The sequence below is a fragment of the Nocardia sp. NPDC058519 genome, from assembly GCF_042719755.1.
In the GTDB taxonomy this organism is placed as follows: Bacteria; Actinomycetota; Actinomycetes; order Mycobacteriales; family Mycobacteriaceae; genus Nocardia.
In genome coordinates this window covers 22,257-41,477 of record NZ_JBHXNK010000045.1, presented here as the reverse complement: position 1 = coordinate 41,477, position 19,221 = coordinate 22,257, and the positions used below count along the sequence as shown (strand labels likewise).

The following is a 19,221-nucleotide window of genomic DNA, read 5'->3' as shown; positions in this document are numbered from 1 at the left end:
CAGAGGCTATCGATGGGTGAAGTAGCAACCTTGGCCCACCACATCTGGGATGTGATGGTGGAGAGGGGTTTCGAGCCGGTGCTGCGGCGCGGATCCGAAGACACCAGCCGCTACGAAGACCAAACGGGTGTACCTGCACCGGCGGAGGTCGCCGAGTTGTGGTCGGTACTCGGTGGTCGCGACATCCTGGGGATGTGTCTGGAAGGCGCGCAGTCGGCCGGACGGTGGTGCGCTGCCCGGGCGGATGAGGCCGAATCCAGCGGTCCCGGAGTACCTTACGAGGAGTTGGACGGCTCGACTGACGGCGCGGTTCGCATGGTCTGGTGGGACCGCGGATGGTGCCCACTACACGCATCAGCCGACTGGGCGATCGCAGTCGACTCTCATCCTGGCGCTGCGGGCCATGTCGGGCAGGTTGTGTTCTGTGATTTGGACGTGGACTCCGATCGAGAAGCGGTGTGGGGATCGGTCACGGAGTTCCTTCGTGATGTCCTAGCGGTCGTGTCCTCGGAGGCGCTGATCGTGGAGGACGGACACGGACTGATGGCACACGTCGACAATTGGAACTGCACCATCTTGATGGCGGTGCGGGAACTCGGGCAGGCCCGCCGCGATGGTCGCCCAATCCCGCTACTCGGGTTGGTTGCCTAGGGCCGACCGGTTCGCAACGCAGACACCGACGCCACCAAGCCCGCGCTTTCCAGCGCGTCGAGAACGTCCTCAACGGACTCAGGTGGATCGCGCCGCGAATCGGCGATCTGCTGAACGCACGCCCACATGAGCCGGCCATCGAGCGCGATCTGGTCCAGCACGAACTCGTCGGGGCTCTTAGCCTCCATGTTCCAGTCGGCCAAGGTGTCGGCGGGGGAATCGGAACATCCGACCACCTTTTCGGCATAGCCATGCATAGCATCGAACGCTATCCTTGGGTATGACCAAGACGATCACACAGGCTGACCTGCGCAACGGCAGTGCGGGCGTGATGGATGCGCTCGAGGCCGGCGACAATTTCATCATCACCCGCAACGGGCATCCGGTCGGAGAACTGCGTCCCATCCGCGCGCAGCGGAACGTGACAACAGCGGACCTCAAGGCGCGGCTCGCGCGCTTCGCCGGAGCCGGGGACGCCGCGGCGGAGCGGGCTGAGATCGATGCGGCGTTCGGCGAGGATCGCCTCGATGACTGAACGGCGACACCCGGTGGGGCTACTCGACACGTGCGTTCTCATCGATCTAGCGAAAATCGACGACGACAGACTTCCGGTGCACTCCCGGATAAGCACCGTCACATTGGCTGAACTGGGCATCGGCATCGCGCTCGCCCAATCACCACAGATACTGGCCTTGCGGACCGAACGGCTACTGGAGATCGAGCACAGCTTCGACGCACTGAACTTTTGCTCGTCAGCGGCTCGGCGATTCACGACGATGGCCAAGCTGGTCGTCGCCGAGGGCCGAAACCCGAAGCCCCGCAAATGCGACTTGATGATCGCGGCAATCGCATCGGTCAACGACCTGCCGCTCTACACGCGCAATCCCGATGATTTCAAGGGGCTTGAGCCCGTGCTCACCCTATTGCCGGTGTGAAGCCGAAGTCGACGATCAGCGGGGGAGGTAGGTGCCGGTGCGGGCCTTGGTGGCTGTGGTGGTGAGGATGGTGGCGAGGGTGGCTTGGATTCGGGGTGGGGTGGTGGGTTTGGCTATGAAGGTGGTTTCGCCGTAGAACACGTAGCGGCCGTCGCCGGGGATGTCGTGGAGCTGGAAGTCGTCGCGGCCTTCGATGTGGCGGTTGTCGACGCTGGCGTGGGCGTAGACGCCGATGTGGGTGAGGGTGGTGGTGGGTTTGGCCAGGAAGGATTCGAGTTGTTCGCGGGGGGTGGGGTTCCAGCGGTCGCGGACGTGGGGGCGGGGGGCGGCGAGTTCTGCTGCGGTGACACGGATTTCGCGGCCTTTGCCGGGGGCGACCTTCGGGAGGGTGGAGAGGACGGCGGCGGCCAGGGCGTCGGGGGCGCAGAGGTGCAGGGTGATGTCGCCGGGGTTGGTCTCGTCGCCGGGGGCTTGGACGGCGAGGGAGGCGTAGGTGTCGCGGGTGCCGCCGTGGGCTCGGATGGTTTTGACACCCTTGGCCGCCCCCGCCACTTCGACGCGGGCGTGCGGGGCGAGCAGAGCGGCCATGGCGCGGTCGAGATCGCTGTCGAATTCGGCCATCAGGTTCTCGGCGGCCTTGCTGCGCAGGCGCAGGACCTCGGCCTGTGTTTCGACGTCGGTATGGCGGTGATGCAGGGGGTACGGGAGGACGTCGCGGCCCGCGGCTTCCCATAGGGTGCGGAAATCTAAAGCGGTTAAATGCCAGGTACGCACGGGAGATCTACTCTGTTCCATCAGGATTGGCGACTAGTCGGCGCCGATGACAGGCGGGACCATCTTGGGCAGGGTGTCCAGTCCGGTGAGTTCGTCACCGTTTTCCTGAGTGATGAGGTAGTCGGGGATGCCCTTGGTCGATTCGTCGTCGTTGCCGCCGCCCTTGCCCGCACCGGGGCTCATCATGCCGGGCATGCCGGAGCGGCCCGCAGTGCCGGAACCCGCGCCGGTGCCGCGGCCCGCGACGGTGCCGGCAGCCGTCGGACTTCCGGGAACCGCGCCGCCGGGAGTGCCCGCGCCCGGCGTGCCCGCACCCGGGGAGCCACCGCCGGGAGAGCCTGCGCCACTTGGTGATCCGGAACCGGGGATGGTTGAGCTCGGGGTGGTCGAGGCGGGGGTCGTCGCACCCGGATCCGTCGACTGGGGAGTGGTCGATTCGGGGGTGGTCGAATCGTCTGTCGAGTCGTCGGTGTCGTCCGGGTCGGTGGTGGGAGTGGTCGACGCCGGTGTGGTGGCCGGATTCGTCGCGGGCTGGGTGGTGGGCTGGGTTGTCGAACCCTGGTTGGTGGATTGTGTTGTGGTGCCTTTTGTTTCGGGCTCGCCACCGTTGTTTTCGATGGTCTTCGGGATGGGGATCACCGGGACCTTGTTGTCGGACTCGTAAATCACTGGGGCGTAGACGGTTTGGAGGATGCGGACAGCCTCGACGCGTGCGTTCTCGTTCGCGACATCGTCATTGCGCCATCCGCGGCCGGTGAGCAGGGCGCCGACGTTGTCGAGACCGCTGCGGTGCTCGGGTGCATGTGGGACGAGCCGTTTCGTCGGTTCGAGGCCGGTGCGGAGTTCGTCCAGCTTGGTGGCGGTGAGCGCGGCCGCGGTCGTGACTTTCTTGCCCGTGGTGTCGTATGCCGCGACGGTTTGCGCGGCTGCGTTCGCTGCGGAACCTGCCCAGACATCCGGGGACATGCCGCGAGCGATTTGCTTGCGGAAATCGTCGAGGGAAGTGCTGTTGCGAGTGGAGATTTCGTTCCACGCGCCGATCAGACCGTTGACGGCGTCGAGATCGATCTTGTCGACCTTGGTACGCAGTTCCGCGACAGTTCCCGGGAACCCATCGTTCCTCGCCACGGTGATGGGGCGGTACTCACCGTCGAAACCGAGGTCGCCTGCCTTCTTTCGGTTGCTGTCTCGCTGAGTGTTGTACTTGTTCTGGATGTCTGCGATATCGGAGCTGTCGAGTTCGTCGTCGTCGCCGGAGAACGGGGACATGACGAAGTCGCGGAGGTTGCCGAAAAGGTCGATGCCGCCGATGCTCTGCATGCCGGTCATGTCAGCTCACCTGCCCGGTGACGTAGTCGAGGGCATTGGCGTTCTCTATGTCTTTGCCCGCGATGCGTTTGAAGGAGATGGAGAAGACTTCGCGCAACTGTTTCACTGCCTCGATGTCCTTAAGGATGACCTCGTAGATCGAGTTGGGATCGTTGCCAGCCTGAGTACGGAACTTCGCCTCGAGCTGCTTGGCAATGTCGAAATCACCGAAACCGCTTACATTCTGGGCTCTTTGAGACGTGATCAGTATCTTGTCGAGATCAGCCAGTCGCTGATCACATGCCTTGAACATGTGGTAGGCCGCCGCCTCGTCGTTCAGATAGACGTCGCCTGCACGAGCCTGCGACAGAAGTGTGCTGTAAGCCGTCGTGTCAGCCATTTACCCTCCCCGCTACTGGGGGAAGGTCGGGACGAGCGCGTTTGCCGCGCTGTTCAGGTAAACGCACGGTTCCTCGAGGCCGTCGAGGCTCGCGCGATTCATGACCTCGAGTTGCACCACTCCGCCCTGAGTCGCGAAGACCACGTCGCAGATGAGGTTCCGGGAGTCACCCGCGACCTTGAACTTCCGACCGGGGCGACCGGCCACGGTGACGTCAGCAAAGTCGATGTTGCCTGGCTTGGCCTCGAACTCCGTGAGGGAGTTTGCAGACGTGTAGACCGTCAGCCCGTACTTGGGTGCCATCCATCCACAGATCTCCCACCCCGACTGCGGAACCCCCGCGACACCCTTCTCCTCCGTCGCCGGATCCACCCCCGCCTCCGTCAACACAGCATCAGAAATCTCCGTACACGGATTCCACAGAACCGGCTTAGCTGTAGTCGTCGCCCCCTTCGACGTCGACTCCCCCGAGTCACACCCGACCAGCCCGACAACCGCCAAACCGGCAACCACCATCGCCGTACCTGCGCGTTTCATCCCCACCCCTTCCGGCCGAGTACTGCCTTGACCAGGCACATTAGCACGGACAGCCGTCACGAGCCGGGGCCGCGTAGGTTGTGTGAGCATGAGCGAACTTCGACTTTCGGCGCCGTTCGACGGGCGTGATCCCGAGGGCAAACCGGTGGTGAACCGGTCGGCGGTGGACTCCGATATCCAGGATCGGGTGCTGTCCTACCTCGAGCACGCGCCGGTGATTCTGAGCGCCCGCAGCCACGACACCGACGAGTTCGACCCCAGCCAGCGCGACGTGCCGTTGAACTTCCACACCGACGGCGCATTCGTCTGGCCGGGCGCCGTCCCCTATTACCTGCGCAAGTACGGACTGCCGCCCGAGGCCGCGCTGGTCCAGCACATCGTCGGCAAGGGGTTCGAGATCGGGGAGGTCGATGAGGGAGCGCGCCAGGCGGCGGTGCAGAAGGTTGTCGGCTGACCCGGGCTCAGCGGAGGCTGTGCGACAGCGCTTCCACGCCCGGTCCGCGCAGGTTCGCCACGGCGACCGATCTGCCGGTCATTGCCAGCAGCAGGTCGAGGATCGGGCCGTGAACCGGAGTGCCCGCGCCCGTTGACCATTCGATGTCGTCGGCGGTCAGGTGCAGGCCGCGCAGGTGACGCTTTGCCCAGAAGGGCCAGCCCATCGTCCAGACCCGTTGTGCGGCAACGGCGGCCGCACGCGGTGCCACGTCGATGGTGCGGCCGAGCGGGCGGGCGATGTCCTGGGCGTGGACGATCACGTCGAAGAAGATGTTGCGGTAGCTGGTCACAGCGGGCAATCGGCGCGACGCCGCGTGCGCGCGGATCTCCCCTGCCAGATCGGGACGGTCCGAATAACGCACCGCGACATCGTGATTCATTCGATGGAAGCAACCGCCCGCCCGGATTCCCAGCCAAACCATCGTGGCTGGACCGGGCGGCTGCGGTGCCATCGCCAGATGCGCGGCGACATCGCGCACCCGCCAGCCCGCGCACAGCGACGGCGAATCCCATTCGGCCGGGGTGAGGTCGGCGAGTAGGTCGGCGACGGCGCGGCGCTGCTGTTCGATGACCTGCCACTGCTGCTCGCGATCCATGATCGACCTCCGAATAATAGTCAGTTTATCTGACCAATATAGTCAGATACACTGACCGAAACAAGGAGGAGAGCATGAGCGACGAGCTCAACCTGGGCGTGCTCCTTTTCGTTCCGTACCGGGAGATGGAGCGGCGGGTATTCGCCGCGCTCACCGCGGGCGGTCACGCCGAACTCACCCCCGCCAAGGCCCGCCTGGTCGCCCGGATCGGCCCCGACGGCACCCGCCTCACCGACCTCGCCGCCCAGGCCCAAGTGACCAAACAGACCGCGAGCACCCTCGCCGACCAGCTGGTGCGCGCCGACTACCTCGAACGCGTCCCCGACCCCACCGACGGCCGCGCCCGCCTCCTTCGCCTCACCCCCACCGGCCGCACCGCCGCCGACCTCGCCAACCGCACCGCCGCCGAGGTTCAGTCCGAATGGATCGCCCACCTGGGAAAACGAGCCTCTACAGAACTGCGGAAGACGCTCACCACCCTCCGCGAAATCACCGACCCGTACGTGTGAGGTGCGGCTACCAACTTCGGTGCACGGTCGCCTTGGAGCCGGTTACCAAGCTGTTGGCCGGGACGTCGTCGGCTACGACCGCGCCCGCGGCGATCACCGCGTCGCGGCCGATGCTGACGCCGGGCAGGATCATCGCGCCCGCGCCGATCCACACGCCCTCCGCGACGTCGATCGGGGCGCCGGTGAGGAATCGGCGTCGTTCTTCCGGGTCCACGGGGTGTCCCATGGTGATGAAGGTGGCCTTCGGGCCGACCATCACGCCCTTGCCCAACCGGATTCCGGCGTAGTCGAGGAACGTGCAGCCCTGATTGATGAACACCCGTTCGGCGAGGTCCAGGTTCAGGCCGTGGTCGGTGTAGATGGGCGGGTAGATGGTGAGCCCCGACGGGAGCGGACGGCCGAGGATCTCCTCGAGCAGCGCGGCCTTCCCGGCCTCGTCGTCGAAGGGCAGCAGGTTGAGTCGGGAGGTCAACGCGCTCACCTGCAGAACCCGCTCGTGCATCGCCTTGAAATCGGCCCCGAGAACCCGCTCACCCCTGGCCAGAAGTTCGGGATCGTGAATCAACATGAAATTGTCGCTCGCCATCGGACGATTCTCACCCACCCGAACGACGCTGCTCAGCCGGTGCGCAGCATGTCGATCACGCGGCGAGCGGCGGCTTGTGCGGCAGCGTCGACATCGCCAAGCGCGTCAGGACTGGGGAGGTCGAGCGTCATCCTGATCTCCACACACATGTTGCTGTCGACAAACGTGAGTTCGTGGATCAGCAGGGACGGCGAACCCTTCATCGGCGAATCGACCGAGACAGCTTCGGTGCCGATCCCGGTCACCGGGGTGCTGGTTCCACCGCGGGCCACCACACCGATACCGCGATCTCGGCGAGTCACGAACTTCGCGGCGCTGGTTGTGCTCTTGTCGGCGAGCCACACGGTGATGCCGAACATCGGCATCGTGGGAAACGGGCTTTGGACTACTTTGAGCTCCCCACCCCACGGCGCCATCGCCCCTGTATCCATCAGGTCGCACGCGCTCGCCACCCGGTCCACCGAATATTGACCGTGCCACGGCTCGGGAGTAGCGCTCGCCGCCGCCGACGTGGTGGCTGGAAGTAGCGGCGGCAACGCGGTCGGCGTCTCCGGCGATGTCGAGCGGACCAGCACGACGGCTCCCACCGCGACCACGGCCACGACGATCGCGGCGATCGCCGCGCCGATCAGCAGACCGTTGTGCGATGACCTGGGCGGATAGCTTTGCCACTGTTGTCCGGGATAGGGACCTTGTGGACCCGCGTACTGGGGCGGATAGCCAGGGGGAGGCGGGGTCGGACCATACTGGTTACCCGGCGGTGCCCAGTGCGCCTGGCCCTTGTCACGGCCCCACGGATCCTGGCTGGTCATCGCGCCCCCTCGTTGTCACGTTCGCGATCGCAGCGTAGTCGGCGGAGCGGCGACCCTCCGAACAAGATCACCGACGCGTATCGATGGCGGGGAGATCGTGCTGATCGGAGGCGGGCGGTTTACGATCCGTGCGGCTGGGCAAGGCGTGACGAGCATCCCTGCACCAAGAAGGCAGTTTCGGGGGATACTGAGAAGGGTGCCACCCACGGGTGAGCCACATTGCGGCAATTGCAGAGAAATGGAGCTTGACGACGTGGATGCGCGTTCGCTTGCGCTGGTCCGCGCCGATTTCCGCGGGGTGTCGGAGACACCTGGCGGGTCCGAGCGGCTGATCAGCGCTTTTTACGGTCACCTGTTCGCGCAGGACCCGAGATTGCGTGAGCTGTTTCCGCCTGCCATGGACATGCAGGCCAAGCGGATCACGACGGCGGTGCAGTTCGTCCTCGACCATCTCGAGGACTTCGAACGCGCGCAACGCTTCCTCGAGCAACTTGCCCGCGACCATCGCAAGTACGGGGTCGAAGCCGACCATTACGACCTGGCCGGACGCGCGCTGCTCGCGGCGCTGCGCACCTTCCACGGCAACCGCTGGACCAGGGAGCTCGACGAGGGCTGGCGCGACATCACGCTGCTGGTCTCGGCGTCGATGGCCATCGGCGCGAACGAGGACAAGTCGCAGCCGTACTGGGACGCCACCGTGGTGGGTCATCGGCGGGTGCTCGACGATCTGGCGATCGTGCGGTTGCAGGCCGACGGGCCCATTCCGTTCAAGGCCGGCCAGTATGTGCCGGTCGCGGTGCCCCAGCGGCCGAATATGTGGCGATACTTCTCGCCCGCCATCCCCGCGAACCCGTATGGCGAGATCGAATTCCATGTGCGGCGGATCAGTGGTGGCTGGGTGAGTCCGGCGATCGTCAACGACACCAAGGTCGGGGATCGGTGGAAGATCGCCGGGCCGCTCGGTGGGTTGCACGTGGACCGGGAGTCGGGGCGCGATGTGCTGATGATCGGCTCCGGCACGGGGATCGCGCCGTTGCGGGCGCAGCTGATCGAGATGAGTCAGCGTGGGATCAATCCGCGCGTGCACTTCTTCATCGGCGGGCGTTATCCCGGCGACCTCTACGACGTGGACAACATGTGGCAGCTCTCGCAGTCCAATCCGTGGCTGACCGTGGTGCCGGTGTGCGAAGAACACACCAATCCCTGGTGGTACCCCCAGGATTCGGGTGAGACGCCGATGGGCATGCCGCGTCGGCTGGTCGGTAATCTAGGAGCGGTGGTGACCAGCTTCGGCGCGTGGTCGGACCGTCAGATCCAGATCGCGGGATCGCCGACGATGATCGCCAACACCCGTTACGCGCTCCAGCGGGCCGGTACACCGAGTGAGATCATCGCTGCCGACCCTGTCTGAACCCGCCCGCGACTTCGCGAAAGAGGCTGATGAGCAACGCTTTTCCCGACCCCGCATGGACGGCTACCGTCGTCGGCCACCACCGCTTGCGCCACGACCTCGCCGTGATCCGGCTGATCGGCGATTTCGTGCCGTTCGAGGCCGGGGGTTCGGTGGAGGTGGAGGTGCCGCAGCATCCCGGGGTGCGGCGGCGGTTCTCCCCCGCGCTGCCGCCCTCGCTGGACGGCAAGCTCGAGTTCCATGTGCGGACGGTGCCCGGTGGGTGGTGTTCGAGTTCTATCGTCACCGACACCAAGCCCGGCGATCAGTGGCGAATCAACGCTCCCCATGGGGTTTTCGCGGTTGATCCCGATGCTGTCGAGGTGGTGATGATCGCCGGCGGTACCGGCCTGGCGCCGATGCGCGCCCAGATCCTGGACCTGGCCCGCCGCGACACTCCGCCGCGCACCTATCTGTTCTTCGGCGGACGCTCGCCTCGCGATCTCTACGCCAACGACATGCTGTTCCTGCTGGCGGGCGAATTGCCTTGGCTTTCCGTCATTCCGGTAGTCGAAAGCCCGGATGATCCCCCGGTGCGCGATGAATGGCATGAGCAGACCCGCTCCGACGTGGGCTTCGCTCCCGAGGAAATGCTCTACGGCACCCTCGCCGACGTGGCCGCCGCGCACGGACCGTTCACCAAACACCAAGTCCTGGTGTGTGGCTCCCCCGCGATGGTTCGCACCACCGTCGACCGCCTGATCGAATCAGGCACTCCCCCGGCGAACATCATTTCCGAAGGCGCCTGAGACCGCTCCCCCGCACAACCTCCACCACGATGCCGACGCGGTACTCGCTCGCTTGCAGCCACCGCAAGTCGCGGTTACCCTCCGGTAGATTACGAAGGAACCTGCGCTTGCTTGGCACCGGGGGAGGTCGTTCGAGGGGGAGCTGATGGCTGCGCAAGATCCGTTTACCTTGTCGGTGGTACCCGACGAGGTCAAGGCGTTAGGGCGGTTGGCATACCGAGTTGCATCGGAGTGCCAAAGCGGATACCGGTCGTTGGCAACCGACGCCCAGATAACGATCGACAGCTGGCGCGGCAACAACGCCACCACCTTCACTGCTGGGTGGGATGAGTTCCACTCCGGCGCCGACCAGGTGTGGGACGCGCTCTTCGAGCTGGCCGAGAAGCTCGGCATCACCGCCGATACCTTTGTAACCACCGACCAGTCGAACGCCTCCGGTCTTAGCTCGCTGGATCTGCCCTGACGATGAGCGATGACACACCAGCCTTCTCGGTAGACCTCGACCAGCTCGAACAGCTGACCGCCCGCATGCGTGGGTACATGGCCGCAGTTGACGACGTACTGACCGCGCTCGATGCGAAGGCCAAAGAAGTTGATGACAACTGGTCAGGAGCCGTAGCCGCGGCATACAACGAGGCGCACACGGAGTGGCGAGCCGGCGTCACTGACATGCAAGAGGGCTTGGCCGCACTGGAAGCGGCCGCCAAAACCGCGCACAAGAGCTACACGGACGCTGCCGCCACTACGCTGAAAATACTCGGCGTATGACGGTCCTCGAGGTCGACCCGAAGGTCTATTATCAGGCCGCGACCAACTGCTTCGACTCCGCAGCCGCACTGTTCGACAGTTTTACGTCCGTCTTCAGCGAGCTCGGCGGCTACGGCATGATGGCGGGCAAAGACGAGGATGGCCGGGCGTGGGCAAGCTCCTACGATCAATCAGCCCGAGAGGCCGTCTCCCTCTACACTCAGACCTATAAGACCCTTCGCGCCTATGGCACCGCACTGAACGACGTTGGCTTCGAACACGCCAAATCCGACGCCGCGATCCACGGCACGACCCAACCGGAGCGTCCGAGCGACGCTGCTTCGACCGCGTCTCTCGGACCCTATCTATTGCCAGCATCGGCTTCAGGCGGAACTCCCGAAGGCCTCGCGCAAACTGCAGTTGACGTCCTTGACGCGATCAACTGCCCGCTGCCAGACGGCAACACCGACACCCTCGCCAAAGCTGCCGACGCCTGGGACCGCCTTGGCAATATTTACGTGAACACCAATGCCAAAGACAAGATTACAATCGCAGCTAGCCTCTTCGATGGAGTCACCTCCAAAGACGCCATACAGGTCCGCGCGGACCTGAAGACCGTCGAGAAATCCATCGCCAAGCTGCTTGAACTGTGCAAGTTGCTGAATAAGACCTGTACCGATTACAAAGAGTCGATCGAAGAACTTCGTAAAGAGATACTCGAATTTATCAAAGCCATCGTAGTAGATGCCGCCGTTGATTTGACATTCACGGTGATTGCATCGTGCTTGGCCCCCGGGATTGGCACCATGCTAGCGGGCGCAAAAGCCGTCGAGTCTGCTCGGAAATGGTCGGAAACAATAAGGACCGCAGTCACCGCTTGGCGCCTTCGAAAGATCGTACAACTCAAAGGCATTGCGGACCAGGCGATGGCTTCGGCCAGAGCCGCCCGGAAGGCCGCTGAGGATCTATTCAATCGATTGAAGGCACCTTTCGGTAGCGGTAACCCTAGAGGGAGACTGTTCTCCAGACAGGGGTCGAGAACGAATAGGCAGGTCCTCGACAGCGGCGACCATCTACCAATGACACCGGAATATATTCAGGAGATAGCCCGGAGGGCGGGAGTCGACTTGGAGGGTGTCGAAGTGCTGGTTGCGAACGCCCCCGACGATGTTCGCTACTATGACTCGATGCTCGCGAGTGCGAGTACTCATGAGAACTCGATAAATCTCGCTCCAAGCGCATTTGCAGATGAGGAATCACTGGTTCGAAACCTGATTCATGAGAGAGAACATGTCGAACAATTCCGCGACGGTCGAATCGAAGGCAGCGCCACAATCAAACAATTAGAGGACGAAGCCTACGCCGCCGATGAGGCCGGGTGGAAAACTTACAAAGAGAGGAACGGAAAATGACGACACGATTTCGAGTTGTCGGAGTATTCCCAGTTAGCTTCTGGCCGGATCCATTCTTGATAGGAATTCCTGACGGAGAAGTAAACATCGGCGATGAGGCACAGCTATGCAGGGCCAACGAAGCGCCCCACCATGGCATCGTCAAAAGAGTTGAATTCCACAGACCAACCCCCGACCAGCTGTCCATCTCAATTTCCGGTTCTCTCGCGAAGGAAGTAAAGGAGGGAGACATTATCTTGATTGGCGATGAAGATATCACAAATGATCACGGCAGTCATTGAGCGTTTCCGGGTAGCGGAGTCTCGGGGGCGGCCTGGCGACACGACGGAAGTTGTCGGGCAGCAACGTAAGTGCGCAGAACCCCTGGCATGAGATTGTTTCGATCAAGATCCAATTTCACAAGACCCTGCGAATCGTGAGTGATATACACCGTCATCCTGCCGATCAGCGAGACCACCGCCGAGTACGTTGCCGGGCTGCCCGACATCGAAGGCCGACGGCGGACCCTAACCGGACGGCGGGCGGTTCACCCACACCACCCGCGGTCGGCCTGGCGAGACCACCTTAGCCGCGACGAGGCGCAGAGACAGCTCATTCCAGGTAGCCCGTAGCGATACACATGCCTCCCAGTGATGTCGCGCTCGGGAATATCAGATTATCTGAGTCTGATACTATGGCAACATGAAGGAGATCAGCGCGACCGAGGCTGCTCGGGCGTTTGCGCGGGTGCTCGATGAAGCCGAGGCGGGTGAAGAGTTCGTCATCACCCGCAAGGGCGTGTGCGTGGCGCGACTGCTCCCGGCGCCGCGCGCCAACGGTGCCGGGCTCAATGGGCTGGCCCGTAAGTGGTCGGGCAGAATCGGGTTGGACGACGAGTTCGAGGCTGCGGTCGATGCGATTGATCTGTACGCGAGCACCGACGAAGACAGCGACCCGTGGCAAAGCTGATCCTCGATACCGGAGTGCTGATCGCCAGCGACCGAGGCACAGTCGATCTGACCGACATCATCGAGGACAGCGATAACGTTGCCGTCGCGTCGGTCGTGATCGCCGAGTACCTGACAGGACTCGCCGGCCAGACCAACCCGGCGAAACAAGCGAGCGCGCGAGCGTTCCTCGCGGAGTTCCGCGCCATCGTGCCGAGCATTCCTTACGACGACGCGATCGCTGAACACCACGCGGAGCTACTCTCCTACGTCCGAGCCGTAGGCACACCACGTGGTGCGCACGACCTGATCATCGCGGCCACCGCGCGGGCTACCGGACGGACGGTCATCACCACCGACCGGCGCGCCAGGTTCGGCGAGCTTCCAGGAGTCGAAGCCCGCCTGGTGGGCTGACTCTCAGAACAAGGGGTCGTGTCTGATCGACTGGGCTTGCGTGCCTGCTGCCATCAAGCGGAACTTGGTGGTTTGGACCATCGAGGGGGAGCCGACGATTTGGACGTCGCGGTCTGCCCAGGGGCCGTAGCTGGCCACTACCTTGCCGATTTGGCCGGTCATGCGGGGTTCGAGGCCGGGTAGTTCGGGATGGGGCTCGCCGGAATCGTAGTACCACCAGGGGTTTTCGTCACTTTCGGTGACAGGGGTGACGGTGAGCCATTTGTTCGCGATGGCGAGGTGACTCAGGACCTGGAGGTCGTAGAGGTCGCAGGGGTGGTGGCCGCCGACGAACAGGTGGACCTTCGGGTTCACCCGGCGCTGGGCCATCGCCATGATCTGGGCGCGCAGGGGGGCGATGCCGGTGCCGCAGCCGACCATCAGCATCTTGCGTTTGGTGTTGCGTGGCACGCCGAGGCCCCCGAGGGGCGAGCCGAGGCGCCACTGATCGCCGACGGCCGTGTGCGCGACCATGGCGGGGCTCACCCAGCCGCCGAGCACTCCGCGAACGTGGAACTCGATCTCGCCGTTGGCATTGGCCGGGTTCGCGGGCGAGAGATAGCGCCACATGCGCGGGCGCGAGGGGATCTGCACGCTGAGGTACTGGCCTGCGGCGTACTGCATCGGCTCGTCGAGCTGGATCCGAACGATGGAGAGATTGCGCAGCACCTCGCGATGTTCGACGACGGTGCCCGTCCAGGTAGCCGGTGTGGTCTCCTTGTCGGCGGCGCTGATCATCGCGCCGCTGATGGTGGCCAGGCCCTCGTCCCACGCGGTGGCGACCTCGTCGGTCCACATCTCCGCACCGGCGAACAACCGCATCGCCGACTTCAGCGAGTTGGCCACGGCCACATAGTGGGCCGGTTGCACGCCGTACTTTCGATGGTCGCGCCCGAGCTGGGCCAGGAACGGCAGCAGCTTGTCGGGTTCCTCGAGCCGGTCGAGCGCGTAGGAGATCGCCGAGACGAGGCGGTCGCGCTGGGAGTCCATGGCAGCCGGGAAGTAGTCGCGGACACCGGGGTAGTCCGTGAAGAGGATCGAGTAGAACGACCTCGACAGCTTCTCGGGTCCACCGTCTTCCGCAGCAACCGCCTTGAACGTAGTACGGATCAAAGCGATAGTCCGCGAATCCATATGTGTCACAACCTCGTTTCGCCATCGAACGCTAGCCGCGCCGGCGAGTGACGGGCTGGGAGGACACTCGTCAGCAGCCGATGCGAGAAGTCTAGGCGAGGTTTGCCAGCTTAGGAATCGTACTCTTAAACATCACGCATGTAATTCTTGAAATACCAGGCGGTTCCCAGTAGTTTCCCATGAAAACATACCTGAAGACCGTTAATTGCGGGTGAACACCTGCCGATGATTACCCAAAACGCCCGGCATACCAGGCATTTGGACGCCAACGTGCCTGGTAGAGCGACCTTTCCGCTACAACGACAGCCTGCCGCAACGCGACGCGCCGGGCCATGACACGCGGGGTAGGCGTACCGGAGTGGCTGGCCAGGGGCGGCGAATTACGTTCCGACCGACCCCAATTCAGCATCCCAACAGCAAACTTTTGGACGTCCACGGTGATAAATCCGCACCTCAGCGCGCCGCCACGCTACTTCCGATCAGCAAGATCACGAATAAGTGAGTTGCTGGAGAGTCACTGGCCGGTCGCCGGGGGTTGACCGGAGACGAGCGAACCCCCGGCTCGGCGTCCACCGCAGTGGATTTCGAACCGGAGGCTCGTCGTACCGAAAACGGCTCAGCGCCGATGCCGTGGCTGCCACACCACGAGCGCGGTACTGCGTGCCGGCGGCGACAGATCGGGCCGGTAGCCCGCCCGCAACCGCTCCAGCTCCGCGCTCATCTCCTCGACGCGCTGCTGCAACGCCTCCACCTGATTGGTGAGTTCGATGATGCGCTTGATGCCGGCGAGGTTGACGCCCTCGTCCTGCGACAGGCGCTGCACCTCGCGCAGCACCTCCACATCGCGGGCCGAGTAACGGCGTCCGCCACCCGAGGTCCGTTGCGGGGTGACCAAACCCAGCCGGTCGTAGGTACGCAACGTCTGCGCGTGCATCCCCGCCAGCTGAGCCGCCACCGAGATCATGAAGAACTCGGCACGCGAGGTAGCACCCGAAACAGACTTCGGATCCGGGCTATTTGCGCCTCTCCCTACACCCTCCGTGGTCACGCTGCGCTACCTCCTCCGGGCGCTGAGCTCGATGCGCGGGGACATCAAGCACCCGCCCATCCTGCACGCGGTTCGAAGCCACTGGTCTTCTCCGCCTCCTGATAGCGCTTGAGCGCATCGGTGGCATCGGAGTCGAGCGATTGCGGTACCGCGACCTTCACCGTGACCAGCAGGTCACCGGCGCCGCCTGCCGCACCGCGCTTGGGCACACCACGACCGCGAACCCGCAGGATACGCCCGTCGGCGGTGCCCGCGGGCACCTTCACGCCGACCCGGCCGTCCAGCGTGGGCACGGAAACCGTAGTCCCGAGGACCAATTCGCTGTAGCTCACCGGGAGCACCAGGGTGAGGTCGTCGCCCTGACGGCCGAAGACCTTGTCCTGGCTGACGTGCACCGTGACATACAGATCGCCCGAAGGCGCACCGCGCAGACCCGCCTCGCCCTGACCGGCCAGCCGGATCTTCTGCCCATCGCTGACGCCCGGTGGGATCCGGACGGTGATGGTGCGGGTGCGGTTCTGGATACCGGTGCCCGAGCAGTCGGTGCACGGGTCGTCGATGATCGACCCGGTACCGCGGCAGTCGTCGCAGGGCTCGCTGAAACCGAACGCGCCCTGATTACGGCTGACCACGCCCGCACCGTTGCAGTGCGGGCACACGCGCGGGCTGGTGCCCGGCTTGGCACCGCTGCCGTGACAGGTGGTGCACGGCGAGGGACTTGTCATCCGCAGTGGAACGGTGACGCCCTGGGCGGCCTCGCGGAAACCCAGGGTGGTCTCGGTCTCCACATCGGCACCGCGGCGCGGACGAGCCGCCGCCCGGCCGCCGCCACCCCGGTTGAACAGCCCGCCCAGCAGATCGCCGAGCCCGCCGTCGCCCGCGGTACCGGTGCCACCGGCCTGACCGAAGATGTCACCGATGTTGAAGTCCTGCGAGAAGCCGCCGCCTGCACCGGGGTTGAACCCGCCGCCGCCGTAGGCCCGGCCGCCTCCGCCGCCGCCCGCGAACAGGCGACGCGTCTCGTCGTACTCCTTGCGCTTGGCCGGATCCGACAGCACCGCGTTGGCTTCGCTGACGGTCTTGAACCGCTCCTCGGCCTTGGTGTCACCCGGGTTGGAATCCGGGTGCAGGTCGCGGGCGAGCTTGCGGTAGGCCTTCTTGATCTCGTCCTGCGAGGCGCCGGAGGAGACACCCAGCTCCTTGTAGAAGTCCTTTTCGATCCACTCCCGTTGGCTCACCGGGCATCTCCTCCTTTCGCGTTCTTATTGACTGTCGACGGCATCCGGATCCGATGCCCCCGCGGCCTCGGCATCGGTTACCCCGACCAACGCGTGCCGAAGCACCCGGTCGCCGAACCGATAGCCCTTGCGCATGACGATACCGATCACCGGGTCGGCGCCCGAACCCTCGTGCTGCACTGCCTCGTGCAGCGTGGGGTCGAACGGGTCACCGGCGGAACCGAATTCGACGAGACCCTGCTTGGTGAGCGCGGTCTCGAGCTTGTCGGCGACGGACTTCAGCGGGCCGGAATCGAGGTCGCCGTGCGACCTCGCCCGATCCAGATCGTCGAGCACCGCGAGCAATTCGGTGACCACCGAGGCCTTGGCGGCATCGATGTTGGCCTGGCGGTCGCGCTCGACCCGGCGGCGGTAGTTCGCGTATTCCGCGGTCAACCGCTGCAGATCGGCCGTGCGCTCGGCCAGCTCGTCGTTCTCCGGCTCGACAACTTCGGCGTCGAGGGCGGAGTCCGCCGGGGCGGCCTCCGCGTTCTCGTCCGCGGTGTCGTCCAGGATGTCGGTGACCAACTCCTGCTCCGAGGAGTTCGCCTCGGTCACTTCTTGTCCGTGTCGACCGGCTCGTCCACGACCTCCGCGTCGACGACCTGGTCGTCATCGGCCTGGCTCGGGCCCGCGCCGTTGCCGGACTGCGCGTCGGCGGCGGCGGAGGCTTCGTAGATCGCCTGGCCAAGCGCCTGCGACTCGGTGGCCAGCTTCTCCACGGCCGACTTCACCGCGGAGATATCGGTGCCTTCCAGCGCCTGCTTGGCCTCGGTGACCGCGTTCTCCACCTTCGCCAGCTGATCGGCGGAGACCTGTGCGCCACCCTCGCTCAGCTTCTGCTCGTTGATGAACTTCTCGGTCTGGTGCACCAGCGACTCGGCCTGGTTGCGGGTCTCGGCCTCCTCACGGCGCGCCTTGTCGTCGGCGGCGTGCGCCTCGGCGTCGGCGACCATGCGGTCGATCTCTTCCTTGGACAGACCGGAGCCGTCCTGGATCTTGATCTTGTTTTCCTTGCCGGTGCCCTTGTCCTTCGCGGTGACGTGCACGATGCCGTTGGCGTCGATGTCGAAGGTGACCTCGATCTGCGGCACGCCACGCGGGGCGGGCGGCAGGCCGGTGAGCTCGAAGGAGCCGAGCAGCTTGTTGTGCGAGGCGATCTCGCGCTCACCCTGGAACACCTGGATCTGCACCGAAGGCTGGTTGTCGTCAGCGGTGGTGAAGGTTTCCGAGCGCTTGGTGGGGATGGTGGTGTTGCGCTCGATGAGCTTGGTCATCACGCCACCCTTGGTCTCGATGCCCAGCGACAGCGGGGTGACATCGAGCAGCAGGACGTCCTTGACCTCACCCTTGAGCACGCCGGCCTGCAGGGCTGCGCCGACGGCGACGACCTCGTCCGGGTTCACGCCCTTGTTGGGCTCGCGGCCGCCGGTCAGTTCCTTGACCAGGTCGGACACGGCGGGCATACGGGTGGAGCCACCGACGAGCACGACGTGGTCGATATCGGCCACGTTCAGGCCCGAGTCCTTGATCACGGACTGGAACGGCGCGCGGGTGCGATCCAGCAGATCAGAGGTGATCTTCTGGAACTCCGAGCGGGTGAGCTGCTCGTCGAGGAACAGCGGGTTCTTGTCCGCGTCGACGGTGATGTAGGGCAGGTTGATCGAGGTGGACTGGCCCGAGGACAGTTCGATCTTGGCCTTCTCGGCAGCCTCGCGCAGACGCTGCATGGCCATCTTGTCCTTGGTCAGGTCGATGCCCGAGGACGCCTTGAACTTGTCGACCAGCCAGGAAACGACGCGCTCGTCCCAGTCGTCGCCACCGAGGTGGTTGTCACCGGAGGTCGCGCGGACCTCGACGACGCCCTCGCCGATTTCCAGCAGCGAGACGTCGAAGGTGCCGCCGCCGAGGTCGAAGACCAGGATGGTCTGCTCTTTGTCGCCCTTGTCCAGGCCGTACGCCAGCGCGGCGGCGGTGGGCTCGTTGACGATGCGCAGCACGTTGAGTCCGGCGATCTGGCCGGCTTCCTTGGTGGCCTGACGCTGGGCGTCTTCGAAGTAGGCCGGGACGGTGATCACGGCGTCGGTGATCTCCTCGCCCAGGTAGGCCTCGGCGTCGCGCTTCAGCTTCATCAGCGTGCGCGCGGAGATCTCCTGCGGCGTGTACTTCTTGTCGTCGATCTCGACGTTCCAGTCGGTGCCGATGTGGCGCTTGACCGAGCGGATGGTGCGGTCGACGTTGGTGACCGCCTGGTTCTTCGCGGGCTGACCGACGAGAACCTCGCCGTTCTTCGCGAAGGCGACGATCGAGGGGGTGGTGCGCGAGCCTTCCGAGTTCGCGACGACGACCGGCTCGCCGCCTTCGAGCACGGCGACGACGGAGTTCGTGGTCCCGAGGTCGATTCCGACCGCACGAGCCATAG

26 protein-coding genes are annotated in these 19,221 nt (G+C 64.7%); 13 read left to right on the top strand and 13 right to left on the bottom strand.

Annotation, left to right across the window (positions count from 1 at the left end; genetic code table 11):
• Positions 1-12: 12 nt before the first annotated feature.
• Positions 13-651 (top strand): hypothetical protein, encoded by a 639-nt coding sequence (locus ACFWPK_RS32295; RefSeq protein ID WP_378922266.1) that lies wholly within the window; start codon positions 13-15, stop codon positions 649-651.
• Here the strand turns inward: ACFWPK_RS32295 and ACFWPK_RS32290 are convergent.
• Positions 648-908: a hypothetical protein gene (locus ACFWPK_RS32290; protein WP_378922264.1), complete on the bottom strand. Its 261-nt coding sequence runs from the start codon at positions 906-908 to the stop codon at positions 648-650. The two genes, ACFWPK_RS32295 and ACFWPK_RS32290, sit on opposite strands and share 4 nt — an antisense overlap.
• A gap of 23 nt (positions 909-931) precedes the next feature.
• Here ACFWPK_RS32290 and ACFWPK_RS32285 point away from each other — a divergent pair, with 23 nt between their 5' ends.
• Positions 932-1,186: a type II toxin-antitoxin system Phd/YefM family antitoxin gene (locus tag ACFWPK_RS32285; RefSeq protein WP_378922262.1), complete on the top strand. Its 255-nt coding sequence runs from the start codon at positions 932-934 to the stop codon at positions 1,184-1,186.
• 13 nt (positions 1,187-1,199) lie between these two features.
• On the top strand, positions 1,200-1,586 hold the full coding sequence (locus tag ACFWPK_RS32280; RefSeq protein WP_378922260.1) for a type II toxin-antitoxin system VapC family toxin: 387 nt from the start codon (positions 1,200-1,202) through the stop codon (positions 1,584-1,586).
• A 15-nt stretch (positions 1,587-1,601) separates the two neighbouring features.
• On the opposite strand, the gene ACFWPK_RS32275 is transcribed toward ACFWPK_RS32280, so the two are convergent.
• The 4 genes from ACFWPK_RS32275 to ACFWPK_RS32260 are packed head-to-tail and all read right to left on the bottom strand — an operon-like array spanning position 1,602 to position 4,605.
• Positions 1,602-2,360 carry an ESX secretion-associated protein EspG gene (locus ACFWPK_RS32275; RefSeq protein WP_378922259.1) on the bottom strand — a complete coding sequence of 253 codons (759 nt, stop codon included), beginning with the start codon at positions 2,358-2,360 and terminating at the stop codon, positions 1,602-1,604.
• A gap of 33 nt (positions 2,361-2,393) precedes the next feature.
• On the bottom strand, positions 2,394-3,689 hold the full coding sequence (locus tag ACFWPK_RS32270) for a hypothetical protein (protein WP_378922257.1): 1,296 nt from the start codon (positions 3,687-3,689) through the stop codon (positions 2,394-2,396).
• Between the two features lies 1 nt (position 3,690).
• Entirely contained in the window at positions 3,691-4,068 is a 378-nt protein-coding gene (locus tag ACFWPK_RS32265) for a hypothetical protein (RefSeq protein WP_378922255.1), read from the bottom strand.
• A 12-nt stretch (positions 4,069-4,080) separates the two neighbouring features.
• On the bottom strand, positions 4,081-4,605 hold the full coding sequence (locus ACFWPK_RS32260) for a DUF3558 domain-containing protein (RefSeq protein WP_378922253.1): 525 nt from the start codon (positions 4,603-4,605) through the stop codon (positions 4,081-4,083).
• Positions 4,606-4,693: 88 nt separating this feature from the next.
• On the opposite strand from ACFWPK_RS32260, the gene ACFWPK_RS32255 reads away from it, so the two are divergent.
• Positions 4,694-5,059, top strand: a complete 366-nt coding sequence (locus ACFWPK_RS32255; protein WP_378922251.1) for a hypothetical protein — start codon at positions 4,694-4,696, stop codon at positions 5,057-5,059.
• 7 nt (positions 5,060-5,066) lie between these two features.
• Here ACFWPK_RS32255 and ACFWPK_RS32250 read toward each other — a convergent pair whose 3' ends face one another.
• Positions 5,067-5,696 carry a maleylpyruvate isomerase family mycothiol-dependent enzyme gene (locus ACFWPK_RS32250; protein ID WP_378922249.1) on the bottom strand — a complete coding sequence of 210 codons (630 nt, stop codon included), beginning with the start codon at positions 5,694-5,696 and terminating at the stop codon, positions 5,067-5,069.
• Positions 5,697-5,770: 74 nt separating this feature from the next.
• On the opposite strand from ACFWPK_RS32250, the gene ACFWPK_RS32245 reads away from it, so the two are divergent.
• On the top strand, positions 5,771-6,205 hold the full coding sequence (locus ACFWPK_RS32245; protein ID WP_378922247.1) for a MarR family winged helix-turn-helix transcriptional regulator: 435 nt from the start codon (positions 5,771-5,773) through the stop codon (positions 6,203-6,205).
• A gap of 7 nt (positions 6,206-6,212) precedes the next feature.
• Here the strand turns inward: ACFWPK_RS32245 and ACFWPK_RS32240 are convergent, their stop codons facing one another.
• Together ACFWPK_RS32240 and ACFWPK_RS32235 are read right to left on the bottom strand one after the other, a co-directional pair.
• Positions 6,213-6,791, bottom strand: a complete 579-nt coding sequence (locus ACFWPK_RS32240; RefSeq protein WP_378922245.1) for a DapH/DapD/GlmU-related protein — start codon at positions 6,789-6,791, stop codon at positions 6,213-6,215.
• Between the two features lie 32 nt (positions 6,792-6,823).
• Positions 6,824-7,603, bottom strand: coding sequence for a hypothetical protein (locus tag ACFWPK_RS32235; protein ID WP_378922243.1), 780 nt, complete (start codon positions 7,601-7,603; stop codon positions 6,824-6,826).
• A gap of 253 nt (positions 7,604-7,856) precedes the next feature.
• Here ACFWPK_RS32235 and ACFWPK_RS32230 point away from each other — a divergent pair, with 253 nt between their 5' ends.
• From ACFWPK_RS32230 to ACFWPK_RS32195, 8 genes are all read left to right on the top strand, one after another.
• Complete coding sequence (locus ACFWPK_RS32230) at positions 7,857-9,014, top strand: FAD-binding oxidoreductase (RefSeq protein ID WP_378922241.1); 1,158 nt, start codon at positions 7,857-7,859, stop codon at positions 9,012-9,014.
• A 29-nt stretch (positions 9,015-9,043) separates the two neighbouring features.
• A complete protein-coding gene (locus tag ACFWPK_RS32225; RefSeq protein WP_378922239.1) occupies positions 9,044-9,802 on the top strand; it encodes an FAD-binding oxidoreductase in 759 nt (252 codons plus the stop codon).
• A 145-nt stretch (positions 9,803-9,947) separates the two neighbouring features.
• A complete protein-coding gene (locus tag ACFWPK_RS32220) occupies positions 9,948-10,265 on the top strand; it encodes a WXG100 family type VII secretion target (protein ID WP_378922237.1) in 318 nt (105 codons plus the stop codon).
• A gap of 2 nt (positions 10,266-10,267) precedes the next feature.
• On the top strand, positions 10,268-10,570 hold the full coding sequence (locus ACFWPK_RS32215) for a WXG100 family type VII secretion target (RefSeq protein ID WP_378922235.1): 303 nt from the start codon (positions 10,268-10,270) through the stop codon (positions 10,568-10,570).
• A complete protein-coding gene (locus ACFWPK_RS32210) occupies positions 10,567-11,961 on the top strand; it encodes a hypothetical protein (RefSeq protein ID WP_378922233.1) in 1,395 nt (464 codons plus the stop codon). Before ACFWPK_RS32215 ends, ACFWPK_RS32210 begins: the two co-directional genes overlap by 4 nt.
• Positions 11,958-12,242 carry a hypothetical protein gene (locus ACFWPK_RS32205; RefSeq protein WP_378922231.1) on the top strand — a complete coding sequence of 95 codons (285 nt, stop codon included), beginning with the start codon at positions 11,958-11,960 and terminating at the stop codon, positions 12,240-12,242. The genes ACFWPK_RS32210 and ACFWPK_RS32205 overlap by 4 nt, the downstream gene beginning before the upstream one ends.
• 400 nt (positions 12,243-12,642) lie before the next feature.
• Positions 12,643-12,909: a type II toxin-antitoxin system Phd/YefM family antitoxin gene (locus ACFWPK_RS32200; protein WP_378922229.1), complete on the top strand. Its 267-nt coding sequence runs from the start codon at positions 12,643-12,645 to the stop codon at positions 12,907-12,909.
• Positions 12,897-13,301: a type II toxin-antitoxin system VapC family toxin gene (locus ACFWPK_RS32195; protein WP_378922227.1), complete on the top strand. Its 405-nt coding sequence runs from the start codon at positions 12,897-12,899 to the stop codon at positions 13,299-13,301. The genes ACFWPK_RS32200 and ACFWPK_RS32195 overlap by 13 nt, the downstream gene beginning before the upstream one ends.
• Before the next feature lie 3 nt (positions 13,302-13,304).
• On the opposite strand, the gene ACFWPK_RS32190 is transcribed toward ACFWPK_RS32195, so the two are convergent.
• From ACFWPK_RS32190 to dnaK, 5 genes are all read right to left on the bottom strand, one after another.
• Entirely contained in the window at positions 13,305-14,474 is a 1,170-nt protein-coding gene (locus ACFWPK_RS32190; RefSeq protein WP_378922226.1) for an FAD-binding oxidoreductase, read from the bottom strand.
• A gap of 616 nt (positions 14,475-15,090) precedes the next feature.
• On the bottom strand, positions 15,091-15,438 hold the full coding sequence (locus ACFWPK_RS32185; RefSeq protein ID WP_378905048.1) for a heat shock protein transcriptional repressor HspR: 348 nt from the start codon (positions 15,436-15,438) through the stop codon (positions 15,091-15,093).
• Positions 15,439-15,566: 128 nt separating this feature from the next.
• A complete protein-coding gene (gene dnaJ, locus ACFWPK_RS32180) occupies positions 15,567-16,760 on the bottom strand; it encodes a molecular chaperone DnaJ (protein WP_378922224.1) in 1,194 nt (397 codons plus the stop codon).
• A gap of 24 nt (positions 16,761-16,784) precedes the next feature.
• Entirely contained in the window at positions 16,785-17,327 is a 543-nt protein-coding gene (gene grpE / locus ACFWPK_RS32175; RefSeq protein ID WP_378922286.1) for a nucleotide exchange factor GrpE, read from the bottom strand.
• 26 nt (positions 17,328-17,353) lie between these two features.
• Positions 17,354-19,219, bottom strand: a complete 1,866-nt coding sequence (gene dnaK, locus ACFWPK_RS32170; RefSeq protein WP_378922222.1) for a molecular chaperone DnaK — start codon at positions 19,217-19,219, stop codon at positions 17,354-17,356.
• Positions 19,220-19,221 lie beyond the last annotated feature (2 nt).